This window comes from Acinetobacter sp. ESL0695 (genome assembly GCF_029392135.1).
Classification (GTDB): Bacteria; Pseudomonadota; Gammaproteobacteria; order Pseudomonadales; family Moraxellaceae; genus Acinetobacter; species Acinetobacter pollinis.
Window position 1 is genome coordinate 1,669,267 of record NZ_CP113932.1, and the last position, 26,660, is coordinate 1,695,926.

A 26,660-nucleotide genomic window follows, 5' to 3' on the forward strand; every position below is an offset into this window, starting at 1 on the left:
TAATAAAATATCTACAGATAATAAAATATCTTATATTATCTGTAGACCTTCTTATTTAAATATCCCCACCATACCTATATAATAAAATCGCATTATTAATATTAATTAATTTTTTAAAATATTATTATTTTATATTTTAAATAAATATTAATAATTAATAGATAATACTTAATAAAAATATAAATGACTTTTATGTTTTTTAATTAAATATTTTTTAAGAAATATTTAATAAGGTAAATAATCTCCTAGGAGGGTTATATGGAAATAGAAACAACAAAGGGTAGCTCTGTCCCCGTTAAAATATTTGCAATCATTTTAACATTATTCGCTTTACCTCTACTGTTTGGTGGTATTTATCTCACTACACTCGGTGGTTCTTGGTATTATTTAATATCAGGCTTGGTACTGGTTTTCTCAGGCATACTACTATTTAAAAACAAACTCATGGGTGCCAAACTCTTTGGCGCCTTTTTTATTGCAACAATCATCTGGACAATATACGAAACTGGATCACGCTTTTGGGGCTGGGTTCCTCGTCTTGCTGTATTTGCTGTATTTGCTTTTTTCCTTACACTATTATTGCCACAAATTGGCCATGGTGTAAGTAAAAAATTATCTCGTATTCTCACAGGAATTATTGTTGTTTGCTTTGCAATTGCATTGGTTTTGGCATTTGTACCGCATGATAGCTACAGTTCTGGACAAGAAATTTCAAATCAACCATTGGTAAGCGGAGACATCAGTAGCGACCCAACACAATCCGACTCTGATTGGAAATATTATGGTCGTGATGCAGATGGCACACGCTACTCTCCATTAAAACAAATTAATGCAGACAATGTAAAAAATTTACAACGTGCATGGGTATATCACACAGGTGACTTACCTCCTGCGGGCAAAAAAGATGTATGGGCTGCTGAGCACACACCAATTAAAGTCGGTAACGGTCTTTATGTTTGTAGTGCAACCAATAATGTTAGTCGCGTAGACCCAGCAACAGGTAAAGAAGTATGGAAGTTTAAATCAAACGTTGCTTATGAAAGCATTCCATATACTGCTGCATGTCGTGGTCTCACATATTACGAATCTAAAGTTATTCCTCGTGGTCAAGCCTGCCATACACGTATTGTGTTAGGCACGTTAGATATGCGTTTAATTGCTTTAGATACCGAAACAGGTGAGCCATGTGCAAACTTTGGTGATCATGGTACAACAAATCTAAATACAGGTCTTGGCCATACAGTGCCAGGTTTTGTTTCAGTCACATCACCTGCAACAATTGTAGATGATACTGTGATCGTAAACCATGAAGTACGTGATAACCAACGTCGTTGGGCACCATCTGGTGTAATTCGTGGCTACGATGCGGAAACGGGTAAATTCAAATGGGCATGGGACATGAAACGTCCAGATGACCATAGCGAACCAAAACCTGGACAAGAATATAGTCGTGGTACACCAAACTCTTGGGCACCAATGATTAGTGATGAAAAATTAGGATTGGTTTATATTCCTATGGGTAACGCTGCTGCAGATCACTATACTGCTATGCGTAGTCCTGAAGAAGAAAAAGTAAATGCTTCATTGGTTGCTTTAGATGCAAAAACTGGTGACTTGCGTTGGACTTTCCAAACTGTACATAAAGATGTTTGGGATCAAGATTTAGGCTCACAGCCAACACTGATTGATTATCCAGATGCAGATGGAAAATCTGTTCCAGCAATGTTAGTACCAACAAAACTTGGCCAAACATTCTTATTAAATCGTGAAAATGGCAAACCATTGTCACGTGTGGAAGAACGTCCTGTTCCAACAACAGGCGGTGTAAAAGATGATCCTCGTTCTCCGACACAACCTTTCTCAGTAGACATTCCACGCTTAGGTTTCCCAGATCTAAATGAAACGAAAATGTGGGGTATTTCACCAATCGACGAAATGATATGTCGTATTAAATATCGTAAAGCCAACTATCAAGGGATCGACACACCACCTAGTCTAGATAAACCATTTATCATGTACCCAGGAAATAATGGTGGTAGCGATTGGGGAAGTTACTCTTATGACAGCAATCGTGGTGTGATTATTGCGAACTGGAATAATAACCCAATGTACGGTCAGCTTATTACACGTGCACAAGCCAATAAAGATGGCTTAGAATCGATGGATGCTAAAAACTATAAACCTGTAGGTGGTATTGGTCGACCAATGGCAGATACACCATATGGTATTGAAATTAGCGCATTCTTTAGTCCAACAGGTATGTTATGTAGCGAACCACCATACGGTATGATTACTGCTATTGATTTACACAATAAATCAATTTTATGGCAACATCCGCTAGGTAGTGCTGAACGTAATGGTCCATTTAATATGGCGACACACATGCCTATTAATATTGGTACACCAAACAATGGTGGTCCAATTACTACAGCAGGAAATATTATCTTTATCGCTGCAACTACAGATAATAAAATCCGTGCATTAGACCTACGTACAGGTAAAGAGCTATGGAGTGACACACTTCCTGCAGGTGGTCAAGCAACACCTATGACGTACTCAATTAATGGTGAACAATATCTTGTCATTATGGCAGGTGGACATCACTTCATGCGCACAGGTGTAAGTGATGCTCTCGTTGCATATAAACTTCCAAAGAATATGCAATAAACTTAAATAGAAGACTTAAAAAAACCAGCATAAATGCTGGTTTTTTATTTAACTTCGATTAGAAATTATTTGGATTTTCCAATTTACTCATCTCAACCACTTTATTTGGATCATGTACTGCAGCAACACCATCTGCATCAATCACATCAATATTTTGTTCAGGGTTATAAATACTAATGGTTTCATTACCTTCCGTATCTTCTCCAACAATATATTTCACGCCTGTGCGATTCATCTTATGGCATAAACGTTGATACCAACCCTTTAATCCAGTCATTTCCTCATTAGGGTTGTGATAAAAAGCATTCATTACAGCAGGTAAGCCTAGCCCACATACCAATCCAGACATTAATACACTAATAAAAGTATAGCCAATGAGAATACTACTATAAGGACTTAATGATGGATGGTTAGCTACAGCAAGAATCAAGGCCAGCGAAATACCACCACGTACGCCTCCCCAACTTAAAATAGTTAAACTTCCGTTATAACTATTTTTTCTAAATGCAGGAATAAAGGCAAAAGACAAAAAGTTTGCTGCAAATCGAGAGATATGTAGAATAATAAATGCAACCATTCCGCCTAAAATCATATCTGCATTTAAGTCTAAAATGAAAAGCTCTAAGCCAATGAGCGTAAATAGAAATGAGTTAATAATACCTTCAACTGTATGCCAAAAGTGATTAATCTCAGTCGTTTCCCGCTCGCCTAAAATTTCTTCCCATTTATTACCTACAATTAAACCACCAATCACACAAGCAATAGGCGCTGAAGCATGTGCAAACAATGCAACTAAGTAAGAACCACAAGCCAATAATGCCGTCGTTAAAATTAATGATTCGTGCTCATGCTTACCACGTAAAAGTCTTAAAATTCCTGTACCAAATGCCCAACCAATTAAGACAGCAACAACAATTTCGTACAGTAGTGTTTCTAATGTGCCCGCCAGCGTAAAATGATTACCCTGAATTACATTTAACAATGTCATAAATACGGCAATACACATTGCATCATTAAATAATGATTCACCTTCTAATTTAACAATAAGATGGTGTGGTGCTCTTACAGAACTTAGAACACCTTTTACCCCAATTGGATCTGTTGCACCAAGTGCCGAGCCTAAAAGTAACAACACCAATAAAGGGACAGGACTACCAATTAAAAATTGAAATCCGTATAACATACCACCAAATAATACTGCACAAAGCACTAAAGAAATGGTTGCTAAAATACCAATAGGCTTCCAATGATTTCTTAAATCAGATATTTTAAATTTCAATGCAGAAGATGTTAAAATAAAACAGATCACACCATTAATTAAAAAATCATAAAAATCAATATGCCTGACTGCATTTTCAATATTATGAATATTAATAGTAATAAATTGATTTCCGCTGAGTAAACTTGCACCCCACTGCAAAATAAAAACCAATAGTGCAGAAACAATCGGAACACCAATCGCTTGAGGAAAACCCAAAATACGCTTATTAAATATCGTCGTTGCAATAGATAAGGCAAAAATTACAGTAAACACCTGTAATATAAAATAACTTCCCATACGTACACGTACCTTTTACTTACAACTTACATCATCATCAAAATATATTCAGCTGAATATAGAAAGGGATATATTAAATATCCCTTTAAGCTTAAATCGTTGTATTAAATGTATCACAATCTTGGATACTGCCAGATTTAAATCCTCGATCGAACCAATGCATTCGCTGTTCACTGGTTCCATGAGTAAAGCTATCTGGCACAACTTGACCTGTCGCACGTTTTTGCAAGTAGTCATCACCAATTTTTTCAGCAGCATCCATTGCTTGATGAATATCACCTTCATCAAGAAATTTTACGCGATCATTTGTACGTTTTGCCCATACACCAGCAAAACAATCTGCTTGTAATTCTTGCTTTACTGAAAGCTGATTCCCTACTTTTTCACTTGATTGACGGCGCAAATTATACACTTGATCAGAAACACCCAATAAATTTTGGACATGATGACCCACTTCATGCGCAATCACATAAGCCAAGGCAAAATCACCCGCCTGATCCTTTCTTGAAAATTCAGTTTGGTTACTACTTGCTGTAATTCCCATTTTATTTTTCATTTCTTGGAAAAATGAAGTGTCTAAATAAACTTTCTGATCTGTTGGGCAATAAAATGGTCCCATTGCAGCACGTCCCGCACCACAAGCAGTCGTTGTTGAACCACTATATAAAACTAATTTTGGATCGGTATAACGTTTTCCATTTTCCTGAAAAATCTGTGTCCATGTTTTTTCAGTATCTGCCAATACCGTTGCAGAAAATTGTTTTGCTTCAGCCTGATCTACAGTTTGATGTTCTAAAGGTTTACTTTCACTTTGTCCCTGTTGCTGCGTCACTTGTTTAGTTACCTGATACGCCTGCTGAGGATTTACACCAAAAAACTTCCATGCCACAAATGCAACGACTAAGCCAATAATACTAATGCCACCTGCTTTTAAACCACCACCACCTCGACGGTCTTCAACGTTGGTACTCTCTTCTCGGTCTTTCCAGCGCATTTTATTCCCTTTCTTTAAAATATTAAGATTTGTTAAATACTTTTTTTGCTGTTCCCACGACAATAAATACTATAAGTCCGGCAACCAGTCCAAGCGCCAAATTAATAAACATAGGCGTCGTACTGCTTAATATTGTGCCCACATTTGGAATAGAACCCACATAATCTGCAGAGTCTTCTGTAAAATGATGTGCAGCAGGAATAGCATGGCTAATGATTCCACCACCTACCAAGAACATTGCAATAGTTCCTACAATAGAAAGCAATTTCATTAATTTTGGTGCAAAGCTGAGTAATAGGCCACCTACTGTTTTTTGCCATGCTTGTGTTTTATTTTTTAAATACAAACCAAAATCGTCAATTTTTACGATTAAAGCGACAAAACCATAGACACCAATCGTCATTGCAATAGAAATTAAACTCATGACAATAACTTTATCTAATAATGTCGCTTCTGCTACAGTGCCTAAGGTAATTACAATAATCTCGGCTGATAAAATAAAATCCGTTTTAATCGCACCTTTTATTTTGTCTTTTTCGTAAGCCTCTGCATTTTTTTCCGAAAGCTCAGCCTCTGTATCATCATGCGCGTGCCCTTTCTTTTTCTGAAAAGCATGTATGACTTTCTCTATCCCTTCATAACAAAGGAATAAACCACCCACTACAAGTAGAGGATTAATTAACCATGGGGCAAAAACACTAATTAAAAGGGCAAGAGGAACTAAAATACATTTATTAAGGAAGGAGCCTTTTGCAACGCCCCATACCACTGACAATTCTCTGTCGGCTTTTACGCCTGTGACTTGCTGAGCATTGAGTGCTAAATCATCGCCCAATACACCTGCTGTTTTTTTTGCTGCGACTTTGCTCATTACAGCAACATCGTCTAGCGTAGATGCAATATCATCTAGCAAAAGAAGTAAGCTACCAGCCATTTTCATCTCTTTTTTGGTTTTTATACTTTATTTTAATCTGTTTTCTTGCTATTTAAATAGTAAATATCGCAATATCAATACAAAGCCTGTATATCAACACATAACCGTTATATCTATGATACAGCGGGTCAATTTATGACGTACAATATCGTAACTTAAAATTTAAATCGCTCATTTAGGATTATAGTATGACAGTAGAAAATCAACGTCCAATTATTTTAACTGGGGATCGTCCAACAGGACAGTTACATTTAGGACACTTTGTTGGTTCTTTACGCTCACGTGTAGGTTTACAAGATTCTCACCATCAACACATCTTACTTGCTGATGCCCAAGCACTCACAGACAATGCTGATAATTTTGAAAAAGTAAGAAAAAATATTATAGAAGTTGCAACAGATTACCTAGCTGTCGGCATTGATCCAACGAAAACAACGATCTGTGTACAGTCACACTTGTCTGCTTTAAATGAATTGACCATGCTTTATTTAAACTTCGTGACTGTTGCTCGTCTAGAACGCAATCCAACCATTAAATCAGAAATACAGATGCGTGGTTTTGAGCGTGATATTCCTGCTGGCTTTCTTTGCTACCCTGTAGCACAAGCGGCAGACATTACTGCATTTAAAGCCACTGTTGTACCTGTTGGTGAAGATCAGATACCAATGATTGAACAAACCAATGAAATTATACGTCGTGTTAATAGACAAATAGGCAATGATATTCTGCCAGAGTGTAAAGCACTATTATCAAACGTCGGGCGTCTTCCAGGCTTCGATGGTAAAGCAAAAATGTCTAAATCTTTAGGCAATACGATTGTGTTAAACGCAACTGATAAAGACATTAAAAAAGCAGTGAATGCCATGTATACAGACCCAAATCATCTTCGTATTGAAGATCCCGGTCAAGTTGAAGGCAATGTTGTATTTACATATTTAGATGCTTTTGATCCAAATAAAGAAGAGTTAGAAGACTTAAAAGCGCACTACCGTCGTGGTGGCTTAGGCGATGGCACTGTTAAAAAGCGTTTGGAAGGTATTTTAAAAGAACTTATTACACCAATTCGCGAACGCAGAAATGAGCTTTCAAAAGATCCTGACTACATTATGGATGTTCTACAAGAAGGTACAAAGAAGTGTCAGATCTTAACTCAAAGCACTCTAGATGAAATTAAATCAGGTTTAGGGATGTTTAAGTTTTAATAGTACAAGTGAGAAACGTGGGGACGTCATGTCTCGCATTTTTACTCATGAAACTACATACGCTGACATTTTATCACAAACAGTGACTTAACTATTTGCATAAATTTTATATAATCATTTATGCAAAGAACATAAAGTTTCGTTGTTATACGCAATGTGTCCCCAACCATTGCGTATTTTTTTGTCTGTAGATTCATAAAAAAAGCGGCCTCTTTAAGACCGCTTTGAGGTTCTAATAACTTTACTTACGCTTACGCTGAATGGCATGAATCGCACGACCATCTACAGCCAATGCAGCTTCATGAACGACTTCTGAAAACGTCGGGTGACCAAAAGTCATCAATTGCAAATCTTCTACCGAAGAAACAAACTCAAGTGCAATCATACCTTGGTGAACAATATCAGATGCTGCTGGACCAACAACATGCATACCCAATAAACGATCTGTTTTTGCATCTGCCACAAATTTGACAAAACCAGCACTTTCGCCTGCTGCAAGTGCACGACCATTTACAGCAAATGGGAATTGCCCTGCTTTCACTTCGTAGCCTTGTTCTTTCGCTGCTTCTTCAGATAAACCCACCCAAGCAGCTTCAGGATGCGTATAGATCACACTGATAATGGTATCATAATTCACTTGAGCCGCATGACCATGCATACGCTCAACAGCCATTACGCCTTCTTCCATCGCTTTATGTGCAAGCATTGGTCCGCGTACAAGATCACCAATCGCATAGACACCATCTACAGATGTTGCACAGTGATCATTCACTTCTACGAAACCACGTTCTGTGATTTTAACGCCCGAGTCTTCAGCAAGAAGACCAGCTGCATAAGGTTTACGTCCGACACAAACAATAAGCTTATCAAAAGTTTCTGTTTGTTCCTGACCATTTTGCGTATATTTAACCAATACTTCGTTATTATTAACTTCTGTACCTGCCACCTTAGCGCCAATACGAATATCTAGACCCTGTTTTTTCAGAATTTTTTGATATTCTTTTGCAAGTGCTTTGTCAGCCATTGGTAAGAATGTATCCATCGCTTCAAACACAACGACTTCTGCACCCAAACGACGCCATACAGAACCAAGCTCTAAGCCAATAACACCCGCACCAATAACCCCTAAGCGTTTTGGTACTTCAGGAAAGCTTAATGCGCCTGTCGAGTCGACAATAAGCTCTTGATCTACAGGTGCAACAGGAATGTTTACAGGCACAGAACCTGATGCCAGAATTACATACTTCGGTGATAAAACTTGTGTTTCACCTTCATGCGGTACAAATTCTACTTTTTTACCTGCAAGGAGTTTCCCCGTACCTTGCAACCACTCAATATCATTGCCTTTAAGAAGTTGAGCGACACCACCTGTCAGTTGCTCTACAACTTTATCTTTTCTAGCAAGTAATTTTGCAAGATCAACAGATACTTCACCTGTTGTAATACCATGATCTGCAAGCTCATGTTGCGTAGATTCAAAGCGATGAGATGAATCGAGTAATGCTTTTGATGGAATACAACCCACATTTAGACAAGTACCGCCTAAAGATGGTTTTCCATTGTGAATACGCTTTTCAATACATGCAACTTTAAAGCCTAACTGTGCCGCACGAATTGCAGCTTCATAACCACCTGGCCCACCGCCAATCACAACAAGATCAAACTGTTGAGACATATTTATCTCCATAGACCACAATAAGTGGTTTAACTTATTGTGGTTTTTATAGCTGTTCGTTTAAAAAATTAAAGATCGAGAATTAGTTTTGCTGGCTCTTCTAAAAGCTCTTTCACTGTTACTAAGAATCCAACAGCCTCTTTACCATCGATCATACGATGATCGTAAGACAAAGCAAGATACATCATCGGTAAAATAACCACTTCACCATTGACAGCCATTGGGCGCTCTTGAATCTTGTGCATACCTAAAATACCAGTTTGTGGCTGGTTCAAAATAGGTGTAGAAAGCAATGAACCAAATGTTCCACCATTCGTAATCGTAAATGTTCCACCGCTCATTTCTTCAATAGACAATTTACCATCACGTGCTTTTTCAGCGTATCCACGAATGCCCGCTTCAACTTCTGCATAACTCAATCTATCTGTATCACGTAAGACTGGCACAACCAAGCCACGCTCAGATGAAACTGCAACACCAATATCGTAATAACCATGATAGACAATATCATCGCCATCTATAGATGCATTCACTGCAGGATAGCGTTTTAATGCTTCAGTTACCGCTTTTACAAAGAACGACATAAAGCCTAGACGTGCACCATGACGTTTTTCGAAAAGATCTTTATATTGCTGACGCATATCCATAATTGGCTTCATGTTGACTTCATTAAATGTCGTCAACATCGCAGTTTCTTGTGTTGCAGAAAGTAATCTTTCAGCCACACGTTTTCTTAAACGTGTCATTGGTACACGTTTTTCAATACGCTCACCTACAGCCATGCTTAATGGAGCGACTTGAGGAGATACTGGTGCAGATGTTGGCTTACTTTGATGATTAACAACATCTTCTTTTGTAATACGACCACCACGACCAGTACCCTGTACTTCTTCAGCCGAAATACCTGTTTCTGTTAAAGCCTTACGCACAGAGGGTGCCTGATGCTGTACTTGTTCACGCTCAACAATAGCAGATGCACCTGCTTCTGTTTTTGAAGAAGCAACTTCTACACTTTCTTTAACTTCAGAAGACTGTGTCGATACAGCGGGTACAGAACCCTCCTCAAACTGTGCAATCACTTCATTTGAAAGTACTGTATCACCTTCATTTTTAGCAATTGAGACCAAACTACCATCTGCAGGAGCAACAACTTCTAGCACCACTTTATCTGTTTCAATATCACAAATCACTTCATCACGTGATACTGTTTCACCTACTTGCTTGTGCCAAGTAGCAATTGTTCCATCTGCTACTGACTCTGGAAATACGGGTGCCTTAATTTCGGTTGCCATTTCTATCATTTCTCCTGATTATTCAGCTTCAATCGCCAACGCGTCAGAAATAAGCTGAGCTTGTTGTTTTGCATGCAAATACGGTGAACCACACGCAGGCGCTGCCGAAGCTTCGCGTCCTGCGAAATGAACTTTAATTTGTTTTCCTGCACTCATAAATCCGTCAAATAGACGTGGTGCAATAAAGTGCCAAGCACCTTGGTTTTGTGGTTCTTCTTGACACCACACCACATCTTTTACATTCGGATAAGCGTCAAGTACTTCAGCTAAACGTTGTGCTGGATATGGATACAATTGTTCTACACGTACAACTGCAACATTTTCCAGATTGACTTCACGGCGTTTTTCTAAAATATCGTAGTAAACCTTACCACCACACAGTACGACGCGATTTACATTCGCTTTATTTAATGGGTCTACATCATCAATAACTGTTTGGAATTGACCATGTGCAAGTTCTTCTAAACTTGAAACAGCCAACTTATGGCGTAATAACGACTTAGGTGACATTACAATAAGTGGTTTACGTAACGGACGAACAACTTGGCGACGTAAAAGATGGAAAATTTGTGCTGGTGTAGTTGGTGTTACCACTTGCATATTGTCTTCAGCACACAATTGTAAGAAACGCTCTAAACGTGCAGACGAATGTTCAGGTCCCTGACCTTCGAATCCATGCGGTAAAAGCATTGCTAAACCACATACACGCTCCCACTTCGTTTCACCAGATGCGATAAACTGGTCAATGACGACCTGTGCACAGTTTGCAAAGTCACCAAATTGTGCTTCCCAAACGACCAAGGCATGTGGTTGTGTTGTTGCATAACCATATTCAAATGCAAGCACAGCTTCTTCAGAAAGTAATGAATCCCAAAGTGCAAAACGTGGCTGATTTTGTTTAATGTGACAAAGTGGTAGATATTCTGAACCATCTTTTTGATTGTGAAGTTTTGCATGACGATGTGAAAATGTCCCACGTCCAACATCTTCACCACTAATACGAACTAAATAACCATCATCTAAAATTGTGGCATATGCTAAGGTTTCAGCAGCTCCCCAATTTAATGGCGTTTCACCTGTTTGCATTTTCAAGCGTTCGTCAATCACTTTAGATACCTGACGTTGCATTTCAAAACCTTCAGGTAATGTATGCATTCTACGACCAAGCTCTTTCAAACGCTCAATATCGAATGAAGTATCCCAATTATCGGTATAATCTAGACCAAGATACGGCTTCCAGTCGACAAACATTTTCTTGTTTGGTTCAAGCACCAAGGCATTTGCAACGTGCTTACCTGCTTCCAAGTCTGAGCGGTAATGCTCAATCATTTTGTCAGCTTCACCACGGTCTAAAACTTGTTCTTGTACCAATTTATCTGCATATAGTGTACGTGTAGTTGGCTTCTTGCTAATCACTTTATACATCATCGGCTGAGTTGCAGAAGGCTCATCAGCTTCATTGTGACCACGACGACGATAACAGAATAAATCGATCACAACATCTTTACGGAATGTATGACGGAAATCATGTGCAAGCTGAGAAATAAATACAACAGCTTCAGGATCATCACCATTTACATGGAAAATTGGTGACTGAACCATTTTTGCAATATCTGTGCAGTATTCAGTTGAACGCGCATCTTTAGGATTTGATGTTGTGAAACCAACTTGGTTGTTCACCACAATATGAACTGTACCACCTACCGTATAGCCACGAGTTTGTGACATTTGGAAGGTTTCCATATTCACACCCTGACCAGCAAATGCAGCATCGCCATGTACAATAATTGGTAGAACATCATCACCACCAATATCTTTACGACGAACTTGGCGTGCTCTTACCGAACCTTCTACAACAGGGCCAACAATCTCTAAATGCGACGGGTTAAATGCAAGTGCCAAATGCACCTCACCACCAGGTGTGACCACATTTGAAGAAAAACCTTGGTGATACTTCACATCACCAGAACCTTTTTTAGTCAGCGACTTTCCTTCAAACTCACCGAAAAGATCTGCTGGGTTTTTACCCATAATATTAACAAGTAAATTTAAACGACCACGGTGAGGCATCCCAATAACGACTTCTTTACAGCCGACTGCACCTGCACGTTGGATCAATTCATTTACCATAGGAATAAAAGATTCACCACCTTCCACACCAAAGCGTTTTGCACCAACGTATTTATTGCCTAAATATTTTTCTAAACCTTCAGCAGCAGTTAGACGTTCCAAGACGTGCTTTTTTTGACCTGCTGAGAAATTAAATTGACCACGTGCACCTTCTAGACGCTGTTGAATCCAACGCTTCTCTACAGTATTTACGATGTGCATGTATTCAGCACCAATAGACTGACAGTAGGTTGCTTCCATTGCATCTACCATTTCGCCTAGCGTTGCTTCACTTTTGCCAATCGCTAAATTACCTGTATTAAAGATCGTATCTAAATCAGATTTAGTTAAACCATGTGCGCCTAACTCTAAATCTGGTACTTCTTCACGATCTGCAATACCTAAAGGATCAAGATGTGCTTTTTGATGACCACGGTTACGATACGCTGCGATGAGTTGTAATACACCCACTTGGCGGCGTTCATGCTCTGTACTTACTGTACTTTGTACAATTGGTTGTCCACGATTTGAATTACGACCGAGTAATAGAAATTGTTCACGCACAGATCCGTGTGGTTGATCGCCCTTAGGGTATTTATCGAAATATTTACGCCAGTCTTCACTGACTGTAGATGGAGAAGTTAAGTACTGCTCATATAGTTGTTCAATATATGCTGCACTATCAGCTGAAAGTTCAGTATCGAGACGCAGTGCGTCAGCAACTTCTTGCATTTTTGGACCCATTTCCTTGTTGCAAAAACATTTACAGGCTACTCGTGAAGCAACCCATGATCGATCATGTCAATAGTTAAAAATACGATTAACATTATGCCCGACTAGAATAATATTTGTTGAATATAGGCCTCGTATTAGATCAAATACTCACCTAACACTTATAATGAGACATCAATCTCACTCAACATCACTCATTTATATACCCAGTTTTACACTGTGCAATTTTTACTAATCGACTTAGAAAAAATAAACCACTATTTAGCTTTTCTAAAGCGACTCAATCCTTGTGTACACTTTACTGTTTTTTCATACTATCTAGCATGGCTAAGCTGGCTTTTTTCAATGTTCTTGCCTAGAAATTCTATCACAGGTATTTTCGCTTTTTATGCCTTTTGTCATCAGGATTTCATGAATAAAAGGTGTATGTTTATCACTATTTCTAATGTTGAGCTTAGTACACATTTTTTTCAAGAAAAACAAACGCATTACAGGCTTTCATTTACATAAATAAAATAAAAGCGCACCCAAGTGCGCTCTTATTTACAACTCGTTACCCTGCTTGATCTAAAAGCATATTACGAATGTGACCAATTGCCTTGGTTGGGTTTAAACCTTTAGGGCAAACAGATACACAATTCATAATACCTTTACAACGGAATAAGCTAAACGGATCATCTAAACGTGAAAGACGATCTGCTGTTGCTGTATCACGAGAATCGATAATAAAACGATATGCATTTAACAATGCAGATGGGCCGAGGAATTTATCTGGGTTCCACCAAAATGAAGGACAAGATGTCGAACAACATGCACATAAGATACATTCATACAGACCATTTAAATGATCACGCTCTTCTGGTGTCTGTAAGCGCTCTTTTGGCGGTGCAGGCTGATTATTAATTAAGAAAGGTTGAATCTTGTCATATTGATCATAGAACTGATTCATATCTACAACAAGGTCTTTAATTACAGGTAGACCTGGCAGTGGACGAATGACTATTTTCTCTGGTAAATCATTTAGATTTTGCAAACAAGCCAAACCATTTTTACCATTAATATTGACACCATCCGAACCACAAATACCTTCACGACAAGAACGTCTAAACGTTAACGTTTCATCTTGAATTTTCAGTGCCAACAATGCATCTAATAACATACGATGCTTCTCAGTCAGCTCTAACTTAAATGTCTGCATGTATGGCGCTTTATCCTTATCAGGATCATAGCGGTAGATTTCGAAAGTACGTGTTCCTCTACTACTCATTTCTATCTCCCAATTAGAATGTACGTGGCTTCGGTTGAATAGGATCAACAGTTAACGGGCTATACCGCACTGGCTTGTACTCTAAATGGTTATCTGCAGCATACCAAAGTGTATGTTTCATCCATTCATCATCACGGCGACCGTAAGAATATGTTGGATGATCAGCAGGTAATTCATAGTCTACAACTGTATGTGCACCGCGACACTCTTTTCGTGCTGCTGCCGAAATAAGGGTTGCTTTCGCAACTTCATACAGATTTTCTACTTCTAGTGCTTCAATACGTGCAGTATTAAATACTTTAGATTTATCTTTTAAATGAATATTACGCACACGTGGCTCAAGTGCAAGAATCTCTTTCACACCCTTGTCTAGTAACGCTTGAGTACGGAATACACCTGCATGGTCTTGTACAATATCACGTATCGCATCTGCAACATCTTGGGCATTTTCACCAGATACGGAGTTATCTAGTTTATTTACACGCGCTAACGTCTGTTCAAGAACATTTGTTGGCAGTGGTGCATAATCATCGCCATGATGCTTAGTCACATAATCAATAATATGCTCGCCTGCTGCTTTTCCAAATACTACGAGGTCAAGTAGAGAGTTTGTACCCAAACGATTTGCACCATGAACAGATACACATGAGCATTCACCAATCGCATACAAGCCTTTTACAGGTTGAGTAAAGTTGCGCTGACTATTGCTTTCGTACTTATCTTCAGCAACATCATAACCTGCTTCTAAAGATGTATCTTTTTCACCTACTGGAACAACAACTTGACCATGAATATTGGTCGGAATACCACCCATTTGATAATGAATAGTAGGCACAACAGGAATTGGTTCTTTTGTAATATCTACGTTTGCGAACTTTTTACCAATTTCAAAAACTGATGGTAAGCGCTTCATAATCGTATCTGCACCCAAATGTGTCATATCTAACAAGATATAATCACCTTTTGGCCCACACCCGCGACCTTCTTTAATTTCTTGATCCATAGAGCGAGATACAAAATCACGCGGTGCAAGGTCTTTTAATGTTGGTGCATAACGTTCCATAAATGGTTCGCCATCTTTATTTCTTAAGATTGCACCTTCACCACGACAACCTTCAGTCAGAAGTACGCCTGCGCCAGCAACGCCTGTTGGATGGAACTGCCAAAACTCCATATCTTGCAACGGAATACCAGCACGTGCAGCCATACCTAAGCCATCACCAGTGTTGATATAGGCATTGGTTGATGCACGATACACACGGCCTGCACCACCTGTTGCAAATAATGTTGCCTTAGCTTGGAATACTGCAATGTCACCAGTTTCTTGATCATATGCAGTTACACCAAGTACATCACCCTCTTCGTTACGAATAAGGTCAAGGGCAATCCACTCTACAAAGAACTGTGTACCCATTTTTACATTGCTTTGATATAGCGTATGTAAAAGCGCATGGCCTGTACGGTCAGCTGCCGCACATGCACGTGGTACGGCTTTTTCACCATAGTTTGCAGAATGACCGCCAAATGGACGCTGATAAATCGTACCATCATTGTTACGGTCGAAAGGCATACCCATGTGTTCAAGTTCATAAACTACTTTAGGTGCTTCACGACACATAAATTCAATTGCATCTTGGTCACCTAACCAATCTGAACCTTTTACTGTGTCATAGAAGTGATAGTGCCAATTATCTTCTTGCATGTTCCCAAGCGATGCACCAATACCACCTTGAGCAGCCACTGTATGTGAACGTGTTGGAAACACTTTGGTAAGAACAGCAACTTTTAAACCTGCTTGAGCAAGTTGATACGCAGCTCTCATACCTGAACCACCACCACCTACGATGACAGCATCAAATGTTAAATTTTGAATATTTGAATAATTTTCTTTGGGAGTAATTGCGCCCATGATGATGTCTTCCTATCTATCGGTTTGCCCAAAAAATCTGGATACCCCAGATTGCATAAACGAATACAGCAATAATTACTGCTGTCGTCAGAACCAAGCGCAAACCCGATGCAGATGGCCCCATGTGACGTGTCGTAACATAGTCCGTAAAGACCTGCCACATACCAATCCATCCATGAGCAACTAAAGAAAGAATCGCAAGCAATGAGAAAATCTTCATTGGAAGCGTCATCATAAAACCAGACCATTGCTCATAGCTAAAACCGCTATGACACAAAATCCATCCAAAAACAATTACAGTATATGCTGCTAAAACGATAGCACTCACACGTTGAATAAACCAATCACGTGAGCCGGAGCCTGTTAAACCTGTAGCACTTTTCATTAGATTACGATCCATATAAACGCTGCGATTATCCCAATCGCAGACAAGCCCAATGAAACTGTAGCTGCCACTCGACCACTCTGTAGTTCCTCATTAAATCCGAGATCTGCAAGCAAGTGTTTAATTCCCATAATGAAATGGTAAATTAATCCTGCAACAAAAGCCCAAACAATAAGGCGTACGAAGAAACTTCCAAAAATTTGTTCTTTCACATAAGTAAAGCCTTCAGGAGAAGACAATGACTTATCCAATATCCATAAAAGTACTGGAACCAACAAGAATACGATTACACCAGACAAACGGTGTAGGATTGATGCAATAGCCACGGGAGAGCGTAAATTAACCGCTAACACCTGTCCCATGGACAAATTGACAGGTCTGTTGCTTTTCACAGCGGGCATCCTGTAAGTAAAAACTCCCTCTGGAGTTTGTTAGATTAATTCAAAGGAAAGCTAGCATATTATTTAGGCATCATGCCTAAATTCTTTTCTATGTCCGAGAATTATAGAACGCCTATTGACAAATTTCAAACAAGGTTCTTGCCCTAAAATGACTCAATTTTAGTTAAATAATAATCATTTATAAAAACCAAATGTGTCCCTAAACCGTATTTAAATCGTCCAAAATCAATCATCTATTTTTATTTTTAAATACTTATATTTTCTCATATATTGATATATTGCATATTTTTAGTGACTTTTTTTATCTTTATTTTTTTTTGATTCAAAATTGTTTTTTTGCGTTTCAGAAGAATTAATGCTTGTTTTATTTAAGCTTATCTCATAAATATGATGTTTTTATGAAAATAAGCGATCTTTTTTTAATCTTTTTTTTGACAAAAAATACCAGCGTTACAAAAATGTTTTACTAAATATTTCTGTGTTCCAAACCTTTATTTTTATATAGGTTCAGACCTCTACTGTCTAAAAAAAATACATAATTTGGTCAGTTTTACTCTGTATTTTCTCACTTATAAAAAATAAATTACTATATTTTCTCCCCTATCTTGCTGTACATTGAGAACTATAAGGACGTGATATGTTCATTTTGCATACAAGATAAAAAGGGAAATTCATTAAAAACTCCCATGCAGAGTGCAAACACAGGCAGTGACAAGAGGCTGCTTTATCCAGCTTATGCCAGATAAAGCGACTAAACATATCGGATTACATTCACCAGGACAGGAGATCTATGAATGTCTGAAGCAAATACTAAGAAAGCCACACTCAAACTTAATGGACAAGAAATAGAGTTACCCATTTACAGTGGTACATTAGGCCCAGACGTTATTGATGTTAAGGATGTCCTTGCGTCAGGACACTTCACTTTTGATCCTGGCTTCATGGCAACAGCATCTTGCGAATCAAAAATTACTTATATTGATGGCAATGCAGGAATTTTACTGCATCGTGGCTACCCAATTGATCAACTGGCAACAAAAACAGACTATTTAGAAACATGCTATTTATTATTAAATGGCGAATTACCGACACCTGAACAGAAAAAAGAATTTGATAGTCAGGTTCGTAACCATACTATGGTACACGATCAAGTCAGCCGTTTCTTTAATGGTTTCCGTCGCGATGCACACCCTATGGCAATTATGGTAGGTGTTGTTGGCGCGCTTTCTGCGTTTTATCACAACAATCTCGACTTAGATGATGTAAACCATCGTGAAATTACAGCTATTCGCCTAATTGCAAAAGTACCTACGCTTGCAGCATGGAGCTACAAGTATACTGTAGGGCAACCATTTATTTATCCTAGAAATGACTTAGATTATGCAGAAAACTTTTTGCATATGATGTTTGCAACACCTGCCGATCGTGACTATAAGGTAAATCCAATTCTTGCAAAAGCTATGGATCGTATCTTTACATTACATGCAGACCATGAGCAAAATGCGTCTACTTCTACAGTACGTTTAGCAGGTTCTACTGGTGCTAACCCTTACGCATGTATTTCAGCAGGAATTGCAGCACTTTGGGGGCCTGCACATGGTGGTGCAAACGAAGCTGTTTTAAAAATGCTTGATGAAATTGGTTCAGTTGAAAACGTTGCACCGTTCATGGAGAAAGTTAAAACCAAAGAAGTTAAACTGATGGGCTTTGGCCACCGTGTTTATAAAAACTTCGACCCTCGTGCTAAAGTCATGAAAGAAACTTGTGATGAAGTACTGGGTGCATTAGGTATTAATGATCCGCAACTTGAACTTGCTATGGAACTTGAACGAATTGCTCTTTCAGATGAATACTTTATCAAACGCAATTTATATCCAAATGTAGACTTTTATTCAGGAATTATCTTAAAAGCAATTGGTATTCCTACCTCTATGTTTACTGTTATTTTTGCGCTTGCACGTACTATTGGGTGGATTACACACTGGTTAGAAATGCAATCGACAGCTCATAAAATTGGTCGTCCACGTCAACTCTATACTGGCGAAACACAACGAGATATTCAACGCTAATTATAGTGAAAAAAAAGCTGCCTTATTGGCAGCTTTTTTATTCAAATAAAAATTACATTTGTGATTGGATGTAATTTTGTTCACCGATTAATTCAACAAGACGGATTTGTTTTTCTAACCAGTAAGTATGATCTTCTTCTGTATCAGATAGCTGACGACGCAACATATCTCTACTTACATAATCTTTATGTTCTTCACAAAGTTTGATTCCTTGAACCAATTTTTCACGAACATGATACTCCAATGCTAAGTCAGCTTTTAAGCAAGAGATCACATCTGTACCAACATCAATGTCATCACGGCCCATATCAGGCGTACCACCAAGGAAGAGCACACGGCGAATAATATCATCTGCGTGTGATGCTTCTTCTTCCATCTCGTGATTAATACGCTCATAGATTTTACCTAGACCCCAATCTTCATACATACGAGAATGAATAAGATATTGGTCTCTAGCTGCCAATTCGCCGCCAATTAGCATATTAAGGTAATCTATAACTTCTGGATTGCCACGCATCTGAGTTCTCCTAATTCAATAAAGACATTATGCTTTTTTTTCAATCTAGTTGCAAAACAAATATAAGCATAAGTTACTGATTTTTATATAATTAAAATGAGAAGCATACGCATTTACAATTATAAAAATAATTTCCTATTAAAAAATAGATGTTTAACATCAGCTAAATTTTAAAAAGACCATATTTACAATATGATCTTTTTTGTAACTAAAAAGAATGAATCTTATTCATCAGCCTCATTGGGTGTTTGTCCATAATCTTTCATAAGTATAAGAAATTCAGATTCAGATAAAACTTGAATACCTAACTTTTGCGCCTTATCAAGTTTAGAACCCGCTTTTTCACCAGCAACCAGACATTTTGTTTTACTTGAAACACTTCCGCTTACACGTGCGCCTAACGCTTGTAACATTTGTGTTGCTTGATCTCGATTTAGTTCTGAAAGTGTTCCAGTCAGCACCCAACTTTCACCGTTTAAAGGCTGTGATGTAGAAGCACTTGGCGCGTCCCAATGTATACCACTTTCTAAAAGTTTATCTATCACTTCAATATTATGTTCAGCCTGAAAAAAATCAGCAATCCATTCTGCTGTAATTTCTCCAACATCTGGTGTTTTTTTCAGGGATTCAGTATCTGCTTTACGCAAAGCTTCCAACGTTTTAAATGTGGTCGCTAACATACGTGCTGTTGTTTCACCTACCCCTCGAATTCCTAAGGCATAAATAAAACGTGCCAGTGTGGTTTTTTTACTAACTTCAATTGCATTAAAGAGATTCTGTACAGATTTTTCACCCATTTTTTCTATATTTAGAAGTGTCTCTTTATGTTTATTCAAATGATAAATATCAGAAACATCTTTTAATAACTCTAAATGTAAAAGAGACTCAACCCAGCGATCACCAAGCCCCTCTATATCCATCGCTTTTCTAGAGACAAAATGGCGTATTGCTTCTATGCGTTGTGCTGCACAATATAACCCACCTGAACAGCGTGCAAGGGCTTCTCCTTCAGGCATAACCACAGGAGATGCACAAACAGGACAGCTTTCAGGAAGCATCGTTTCTTGCAGATCTTCTACTCGTAGATCGTGCCAAACTTTTTCAACCTTTGGAATCACATCTCCAGTCCGATATACACTAATCGTATCGCCAATGCGTACATCTAAACGGTGTACTTCTCCAATATTATGTAAGGTTACATTAGATACAGTTACACCACCGACAAGTACAGGGGTTAAACGTGCAACAGGCGTTAAAGCTCCTGTTCTGCCAACTTGCCAATCAATACCTTCCACTTTAGTGATTGCAGCCACAGCAGGAAATTTATAGGCGGTTGCCCAACGTGGTTCTCGGCTCAGAAAACCCAACTGTTTTTGTTGTTTTAGGCTATCTACCTTAATAACCATACCATCAATTTCGACAGCTAAATGATCGCGCTCCTCTTGTATTTGTTCATATTTTTCCTGAACCTCTTGAATAGATTTACAAAGGAACTGACGCTCTGCAATTTCAAAACCTAATTCTGTAAGCCACTGTAAACTCTCATGCATTGTTTCTAAAGTATTTGCAGGTTCACACTGCGCAATTCCATAGGCATAAAAAGCAAGAGGTCTAGATGCAGCAATGTTTGGATCAAGTTGTCTTAAGCTTCCTGCTGCTGCATTACGTGGATTAGCAAATGTTTTTTCACCCTTTTCTTCATTGGTTTTATTTAACTTTTCAAATCCAGACTTGGGCATGAGTACTTCACCACGTACCTCTAATAAACTTGGTAACTCAACATTGCCTGTATGAAGTATCTTCGGTAAATTACGAATAGTTTTCACATTTTGTGTGATTTCTTCTCCAGTTTCACCATCCCCACGTGTTACTCCTTTTACGAAGACTCCATGCTCATACCATAAGGAAATTGCCAAACCATCTAACTTTAGCTCAACGTCATAGTTCACATGCTGGTTTGGTAATCTTTCTTCAACACGGCGAGCAAATGCAAATAGATCTTCTTGATTAAATACATTTCCTAACGACAGCATAGGTACTGCATGAACAACTGTATTAAACTTACTTAATGCTTCTCCACCTACACGTTGCGTGGGTGTATCGTGCTGTATATAGGCAGGATATGCTGTCTCTAAATCTTTCAACTGGTGAAATAGCTGATCATATTCATGATCAGAAATTGTTGGTTCATCCATCACATAATACGCATGATTATGTTTCGCTAACAATTGAATGAGTTGTCGCATACGACTCACAATTTGTGTTTTATCTATATTCACCATAAAAACCACCGTAAAAAAGGCGGAACAATCCGCCTTTTATTTTTAAAATTGATCAGGCCGATGCTGTTGGTTTAAAATCAATGACCTGACGACGCCAATACTCTTTCAATTGGACAGATAACTCATCGTTATTTTCGTCAAATACTTTGCCATCAATTTCCCTTGCAATAAGCCCTGCAGTACTAGCCATGGTATCGAAGCCTTCTTGTGCATATGTATTTGGCAATGCTAAAAAGAAGGCTAAACCGTGCACTTGTTCTGTAGAAAGTGTTTCTAAGTCAAAGCCAACTGGGCCTTCATCAGAAATTTTTAGTACGGAAAACATTAAAGGTGCTTGTGATTGATCATCTTTTGTATCATCTATATTTTTATAGCGATGAAAACAAGATAACTCCCCAAAACGTAATCCATATTTAAGTAATATTTTTAGTGTTTTATCACCAGACAAAATACAGCGTGGCCCAGGATAAACATTTAAGCTAATAATATGCTGTGCATTTGCCAATGAGCATTCATCATCATATCGCTGTTGCTCATTTAAATGCATATCCAAAATAGAGCTTTCTTCATCAAACTCTTTAATTTCAGCTTTTTCTATATCCTTATTTAAATGATATACGGGTTCTTTCTTAGGTTTATCTTCTACAACCTGAACTGCTTGAGCTTGAGTCATTGCTGCTTGTTCTTTTTTTTCAGGTACAACCTTTGCTACTTCCGGCTCAGCTAAAGATATTTTTTCAACTTTCTCAGTTTGAATCTTTTCTTCAGATACTTTAGACACATCATCAATCGTTTTGGCTTCTTGAGATTCTATCGCTACTTCAGATTCTTTCTCAGCCGAATTTTCTTTATTTTCTTGAGTTTCAGGTACAGCTTGCTTATCAATACTCTTTTTAGTTTTTTGACCAAACTCAATCATATTCAATTGCTGTCGAACAAATCGTGGTAAAACAGGTTGATTTGTTTCCGGATTAATATGTAGCTCAGCATCGAGTGACGGTACAAATTCTTTTGGTTTTCTTAACAGTATATACAATGCAAAGATAATAATACCTACTGCAATGACAATACCAATAATTGTAGTTGTTTCCATGTCAAGACTCCGCAACTAAGCCGTATTCTTTCGCTTCTTCTAAATTCACAGTAACTAGTTTTGATGTTCCTGGCTCAGGCATTGTAACACCAAGCAGATCTGTCGCCATCGTCATTGCTAGTTTATTATGGGTAATGTAAATAAATTGTACTTGTTCTGAAAGTTCTTTCACCAGATTGCAAAATCTGGCGACATTTGCATCATCTAATGGTGCATCAACTTCATCTAGTACACAAAATGGTGCTGGGTTTAATCTAAAAATTGCAAAAACCAGTGATAATGCTGTTAAAGCTTTTTCACCACCAGACAAAAGCGCCAATGAACTATTACGCTTACCTGGAGGTCTTGCCATCAATTTAACACCAGACTGCCAATCGTCTTCTAAACTTAAACTTGCTTCTCCACCACTAAATACTTTTGGAAACAAAACTTTTAATTCGGCATTGATCTTATCAAATGTTTGCATAAAAAGCTTTTTTGTTTCTTGATCGATGCTTTTCATCGCTGCATGTAATTGTTGTGTCGTATTTTCCAAATCTGACATTTGATGTACTAGTGCTTCATGGCGTTGTTTTACATCTTCATACTCAGCAGAAGCCACCAAATTTACAGCACCTAATTTAGAAAATTGCGCTTGTAATTTTGTTAGCTTTTCCTGATGTGCTGAGACATCAATATGTATATTTTTCAGATAATCTACATTTAAATCTTTTCGTTGCTCATGATAATGATCTAAATCAGATTTCACCGTATGCCAAGCTAAGCGTTTTTCTTCTAATAAGTCACGAATCTGCTGATCATCCACTTCAAGTTGATGTCTTTTTTCTGTAAGAGCTTGCTGTTTTTCTTGAATTGAATTTAATTCATTTTGCCATGTGCTTAGTTGTTTTTGTAGCTGCTCTACAATAATTGTTTGAGCTTCATATTGTTGCTGTAACACAGGAATTTCTTCCTCTAAAGGTGCTATCAGTGTATCTAGATGCACAATTTGTGTTTGCAATTGCTGTAATTGTAATTTAAAAAAAGAATCATCTTTTTCTAATAGGCTAATGTCTTGTTGGCAACGATTGAACTGATTGTTCACCTCACGATGCTTATCTTCCAATAATTTGATCTGACTAATTAAAGTTTCTGCATCATTTTCTGATGTTAAAAAGAGATTTTGTGCCTGATTGTATTCAGATTGCAAATCGTCTAATTTTATTTGTACAGCATGCAAATCAATATCTATATCATCTTTTTGCATTTCATCTTCTTCAAGCTGAAAATCTAGTTGTTTCAGTTGCGATTCTAATTGTTGACAGTGTGAAATATAGGCTTGCTTCTGACTTTGTGTCTTAATTATAGCAATATTAGCGTCTTGTGCTTGATGATGTTGTTGTTTTAATTGGACTTGCTGTGCTTCGATAATATGTTTTTGTTGTATACATTGGTCTTTGAATTCACTGAGTAACAACTCGTGGGTTTGATGCGTTTTTTCAAGTTGTTCTAGCGCAATTGTGATTTCCTCTAGACGAACCTGATGACTTAAAACACCCTCTATTTTACTACCATCATCATAAAACAACGCTACGATCCAATCTGAGCCAATCCAATAACCATCAAGTGTCAGTATAGATTGACCTTGTTGTAATTGATGCTGTAATTGTAATCCATTTTTTAGCGTATCTATTAATCCCACATCTCGATATAGGGATAACACTGGTACTTTAATCCATGAAGATAATGTAGGTAAATTTAAAACTAGATCGGAAACCACTTCTCTTTCATTTGGAATAAGTTGCCTAGCAACATCTGTACACAATTCATGGCCATCTACTAAGATATCAGCCATCAACCATTGAGCTAAGAATTTTTCAATAAGATTTGCATATGGCTTCGCTTGGGCAGTTAGTTGCAGAACATGCATTAACTGTTGATTCTTACCCTTACTTTGAGAAGATGTTTTTTTAACTTGTAATTTTTCTAAATTCTGTTTCTCTTGACATAAAGCACTTATTTGCGAATAAGTATGATCATAATTAATTTTCGCTTCATCGTATTTTTGCTCAAACTGTTTCAGTTTATATTGATCATCTGTTAAGATTTTTTCAGTAAGTTCAATACTTGCCAACAAATCTTGATACTCTTGCTGTAAATCTTGTAATACTCCATCATCATTTTCTTTCTTTAATTTGTCAGACTGAGCTAACAAAATCTCTTTTTGTTGTTGTCCTCTTTGAATATTCTTTATTAACTGCTCAAGTTGAGACTTAAGTGTTTCATTTTTTTGTTTTTGCTTCTCAAAAGATTGATACAATGTTTCTGATATTTTTCTCTTTTCCTTATAAGCAATATTGACATGCTCTACAGAAGCTCTTTTTTGCGCCAATTCATTTTCAGCTTCAATTACCTTTTGTTGTAAATCCTCTTTTTGGGTATATAAATCATCAAGTTGAATATCAATTAGTTTTACTTTCTGTTTTAGATCATCTTTTTGTTGTGTTAACAGCGAGAGTTGTTGTTGATTTTGATCTAATAGTTGAGTTTTTTGCTGCAACAACATATGTATAGACTGTTTTTTATTATCAGCAATTTGCCATTCTTGCTGTAAAGGTGAAGCATTTCTTACCAATTGCTGGAATATTTGTCCAACATCATTTAAGTTATGTTCAACGGTACTTAACTCAGAACGTATTTGCTTAAAACGCTCCCCAAGTTCATCCATTTGTAGACTATATTCTTGCTGTAACTTCGTACTTTTTTCATATTGAAAAGACAATATTTCTACTTTTATTGTAAGTATTTCTTTTTCTAACTGTTGATACCGTATAGCACTTTCAGATTGACGCTTTAAGGTTTTAAGCTGTGCTTTTAATTCACTCTCAATATCTTCTAAACGCGACAAATTTTGTGTGGTTTGTTCTAAATGTTGTAAGGTTTCCTTACGACGAGATTGATAACGAGAGATTCCAGCAGCTTCCTCAATAAAGACACGCATATCGTCAGGTTTTGCATCAATCAACCGGTTAATCATACCTTGTTCAATCACTGCATAAGAGCGAGGACCTAAACCCGTCCCTAGAAAAATATCTGTAATATCTCTACGGCGGCAGCGTGTTCCATTTAAAAAATATTCAGACTTTCCTTCGCGCGTTACCTGCCGACGTACAGCTAGCTCCGTATATGCATTATATTCACCACCCAGTTTTCCATATGTATTGTCGAAACGTAATTCAACACTTGCAACACCTACGGGCTTACGCTTTGCTGTTCCTGTAAAAATGACATCTTGCATGCTCCCACCGCGTAATTGACGAGCACTAGACTCCCCCATTACCCAACGTACAGCATCAATCACATTTGACTTTCCACAACCATTTGGTCCCACAATCGCGCTACGATTTGCCTTAAATTTTAGTGTAGTCTGATCTGCAAATGACTTAAATCCAGAAAGCTTTAAACTGCTTAAACGCATACGATACCAATTTTCTAAAAACCATGTCTTTGCCTTGCTATAAATTATTCATAGCACGCACTCAGGGTGCTATTCTTCTTGAAAAACACATATAAATAAAGTGCTTTTTTGAACTTC

The 26,660-nt window shown here is 37.8% G+C and carries 17 protein-coding genes; 3 read left to right on the forward strand and 14 right to left on the reverse strand.

The genetic code is table 11. The annotated features are described in order from the left end of the window. The first annotated feature begins 258 nt into the window (after positions 1 to 258). Positions 259 to 2,667 carry a membrane-bound PQQ-dependent dehydrogenase, glucose/quinate/shikimate family gene (locus OZX61_RS08050; RefSeq protein ID WP_196337638.1) on the forward strand — a complete coding sequence of 803 codons (2,409 nt, stop codon included), beginning with the start codon at positions 259 to 261 and terminating at the stop codon, positions 2,665 to 2,667. A gap of 58 nt (positions 2,668 to 2,725) precedes the next feature. Here the strand turns inward: OZX61_RS08050 and OZX61_RS08055 are convergent, their stop codons facing one another. The 3 genes from OZX61_RS08055 to OZX61_RS08065 form a co-directional block, all read right to left on the reverse strand. Further along, positions 2,726 to 4,225: a cation:proton antiporter gene (locus tag OZX61_RS08055; protein ID WP_277094482.1), complete on the reverse strand. Its 1,500-nt coding sequence runs from the start codon at positions 4,223 to 4,225 to the stop codon at positions 2,726 to 2,728. 91 nt (positions 4,226 to 4,316) lie between these two features. After that, on the reverse strand, positions 4,317 to 5,219 hold the full coding sequence (locus OZX61_RS08060; protein WP_195772202.1) for a neutral zinc metallopeptidase: 903 nt from the start codon (positions 5,217 to 5,219) through the stop codon (positions 4,317 to 4,319). A 22-nt stretch (positions 5,220 to 5,241) separates the two neighbouring features. Next, positions 5,242 to 6,153, reverse strand: a complete 912-nt coding sequence (locus OZX61_RS08065) for a DUF808 domain-containing protein (RefSeq protein ID WP_195772203.1) — start codon at positions 6,151 to 6,153, stop codon at positions 5,242 to 5,244. Between the two features lie 188 nt (positions 6,154 to 6,341). On the opposite strand from OZX61_RS08065, the gene trpS reads away from it, so the two are divergent. Beyond that, positions 6,342 to 7,355 (forward strand): tryptophan--tRNA ligase, encoded by a 1,014-nt coding sequence (gene trpS, locus OZX61_RS08070; RefSeq protein ID WP_195772204.1) that lies wholly within the window; start codon positions 6,342 to 6,344, stop codon positions 7,353 to 7,355. Between the two features lie 241 nt (positions 7,356 to 7,596). Here trpS and lpdA read toward each other — a convergent pair whose 3' ends face one another. The 7 genes from lpdA to sdhC all read right to left on the reverse strand — a co-directional run bounded on the left by lpdA (position 7,597) and on the right by sdhC (position 17,125). Further along, positions 7,597 to 9,030: a dihydrolipoyl dehydrogenase gene (gene lpdA / locus OZX61_RS08075; protein ID WP_277094483.1), complete on the reverse strand. Its 1,434-nt coding sequence runs from the start codon at positions 9,028 to 9,030 to the stop codon at positions 7,597 to 7,599. A gap of 68 nt (positions 9,031 to 9,098) precedes the next feature. Next, positions 9,099 to 10,322 (reverse strand): 2-oxoglutarate dehydrogenase complex dihydrolipoyllysine-residue succinyltransferase, encoded by a 1,224-nt coding sequence (gene odhB, locus OZX61_RS08080; protein ID WP_277094484.1) that lies wholly within the window; start codon positions 10,320 to 10,322, stop codon positions 9,099 to 9,101. 18 nt (positions 10,323 to 10,340) lie between these two features. Further along, the gene (locus tag OZX61_RS08085; RefSeq protein ID WP_277094485.1) at positions 10,341 to 13,163 is read right to left on the reverse strand and encodes a 2-oxoglutarate dehydrogenase E1 component; all 2,823 of its coding nucleotides are present in this window, start codon (positions 13,161 to 13,163) and stop codon (positions 10,341 to 10,343) included. Between the two features lie 553 nt (positions 13,164 to 13,716). Beyond that, on the reverse strand, positions 13,717 to 14,430 hold the full coding sequence (locus OZX61_RS08090; RefSeq protein WP_277094486.1) for a succinate dehydrogenase iron-sulfur subunit: 714 nt from the start codon (positions 14,428 to 14,430) through the stop codon (positions 13,717 to 13,719). A 13-nt stretch (positions 14,431 to 14,443) separates the two neighbouring features. Next, positions 14,444 to 16,339 carry an FAD-dependent oxidoreductase gene (locus OZX61_RS08095; protein WP_277094487.1) on the reverse strand — a complete coding sequence of 632 codons (1,896 nt, stop codon included), beginning with the start codon at positions 16,337 to 16,339 and terminating at the stop codon, positions 14,444 to 14,446. Positions 16,340 to 16,355: 16 nt separating this feature from the next. Continuing rightward, a complete protein-coding gene (sdhD, locus tag OZX61_RS08100; protein ID WP_195772210.1) occupies positions 16,356 to 16,724 on the reverse strand; it encodes a succinate dehydrogenase, hydrophobic membrane anchor protein in 369 nt (122 codons plus the stop codon). Further along, positions 16,724 to 17,125, reverse strand: coding sequence for a succinate dehydrogenase, cytochrome b556 subunit (sdhC, locus tag OZX61_RS08105; RefSeq protein WP_195772211.1), 402 nt, complete (start codon positions 17,123 to 17,125; stop codon positions 16,724 to 16,726). Before sdhC ends, sdhD begins: the two co-directional genes overlap by 1 nt. Positions 17,126 to 17,919: 794 nt before the next feature. Here sdhC and gltA point away from each other — a divergent pair. Then, positions 17,920 to 19,194, forward strand: coding sequence for a citrate synthase (gene gltA / locus OZX61_RS08110; RefSeq protein ID WP_277094488.1), 1,275 nt, complete (start codon positions 17,920 to 17,922; stop codon positions 19,192 to 19,194). Between the two features lie 52 nt (positions 19,195 to 19,246). Here gltA and bfr read toward each other — a convergent pair whose 3' ends face one another. The 4 genes from bfr to smc form a co-directional block, all read right to left on the reverse strand. After that, positions 19,247 to 19,711, reverse strand: coding sequence for a bacterioferritin (bfr, locus tag OZX61_RS08115; RefSeq protein ID WP_195772213.1), 465 nt, complete (start codon positions 19,709 to 19,711; stop codon positions 19,247 to 19,249). Between the two features lie 224 nt (positions 19,712 to 19,935). Next, positions 19,936 to 21,984: an NAD-dependent DNA ligase LigA gene (ligA, locus tag OZX61_RS08120; protein WP_277095643.1), complete on the reverse strand. Its 2,049-nt coding sequence runs from the start codon at positions 21,982 to 21,984 to the stop codon at positions 19,936 to 19,938. Positions 21,985 to 22,045: 61 nt separating this feature from the next. After that, positions 22,046 to 23,086 carry a cell division protein ZipA C-terminal FtsZ-binding domain-containing protein gene (locus OZX61_RS08125; RefSeq protein WP_277094489.1) on the reverse strand — a complete coding sequence of 347 codons (1,041 nt, stop codon included), beginning with the start codon at positions 23,084 to 23,086 and terminating at the stop codon, positions 22,046 to 22,048. A gap of 1 nt (position 23,087) precedes the next feature. Beyond that, a complete protein-coding gene (gene smc / locus OZX61_RS08130; protein ID WP_277094490.1) occupies positions 23,088 to 26,543 on the reverse strand; it encodes a chromosome segregation protein SMC in 3,456 nt (1,151 codons plus the stop codon). Positions 26,544 to 26,660: the final 117 nt, after the last annotated feature.

What these genes read in the sequence shown, in the direction of transcription:
- OZX61_RS08060 (WP_195772202.1), bottom strand. Translation starts at nt 5,219, where the DNA reads ATGCGCTGGAAAGACCGAGAAGAGAGTACCAACGTTGAAGACCGTCGA.
- gltA (WP_277094488.1), top strand. Translation starts at nt 17,920, where the DNA reads ATGTCTGAAGCAAATACTAAGAAAGCCACACTCAAACTTAATGGACAA.
- OZX61_RS08125 (WP_277094489.1), bottom strand. Translation starts at nt 23,086, where the DNA reads ATGGAAACAACTACAATTATTGGTATTGTCATTGCAGTAGGTATTATT.
- bfr (WP_195772213.1), bottom strand. Translation starts at nt 19,711, where the DNA reads ATGCGTGGCAATCCAGAAGTTATAGATTACCTTAATATGCTAATTGGC.
- OZX61_RS08095 (WP_277094487.1), bottom strand. Translation starts at nt 16,339, where the DNA reads ATGGGCGCAATTACTCCCAAAGAAAATTATTCAAATATTCAAAATTTA.
- odhB (WP_277094484.1), bottom strand. Translation starts at nt 10,322, where the DNA reads ATGGCAACCGAAATTAAGGCACCCGTATTTCCAGAGTCAGTAGCAGAT.
- OZX61_RS08050 (WP_196337638.1), top strand. Translation starts at nt 259, where the DNA reads ATGGAAATAGAAACAACAAAGGGTAGCTCTGTCCCCGTTAAAATATTT.
- sdhD (WP_195772210.1), bottom strand. Translation starts at nt 16,724, where the DNA reads ATGAAAAGTGCTACAGGTTTAACAGGCTCCGGCTCACGTGATTGGTTT.
- sdhC (WP_195772211.1), bottom strand. Translation starts at nt 17,125, where the DNA reads ATGCCCGCTGTGAAAAGCAACAGACCTGTCAATTTGTCCATGGGACAG.
- lpdA (WP_277094483.1), bottom strand. Translation starts at nt 9,030, where the DNA reads ATGTCTCAACAGTTTGATCTTGTTGTGATTGGCGGTGGGCCAGGTGGT.
- trpS (WP_195772204.1), top strand. Translation starts at nt 6,342, where the DNA reads ATGACAGTAGAAAATCAACGTCCAATTATTTTAACTGGGGATCGTCCA.
- OZX61_RS08055 (WP_277094482.1), bottom strand. Translation starts at nt 4,225, where the DNA reads ATGGGAAGTTATTTTATATTACAGGTGTTTACTGTAATTTTTGCCTTA.
- OZX61_RS08065 (WP_195772203.1), bottom strand. Translation starts at nt 6,153, where the DNA reads ATGGCTGGTAGCTTACTTCTTTTGCTAGATGATATTGCATCTACGCTA.
- OZX61_RS08085 (WP_277094485.1), bottom strand. Translation starts at nt 13,163, where the DNA reads ATGCAAGAAGTTGCTGACGCACTGCGTCTCGATACTGAACTTTCAGCT.
- OZX61_RS08090 (WP_277094486.1), bottom strand. Translation starts at nt 14,430, where the DNA reads ATGAGTAGTAGAGGAACACGTACTTTCGAAATCTACCGCTATGATCCT.
- smc (WP_277094490.1), bottom strand. Translation starts at nt 26,543, where the DNA reads ATGCGTTTAAGCAGTTTAAAGCTTTCTGGATTTAAGTCATTTGCAGAT.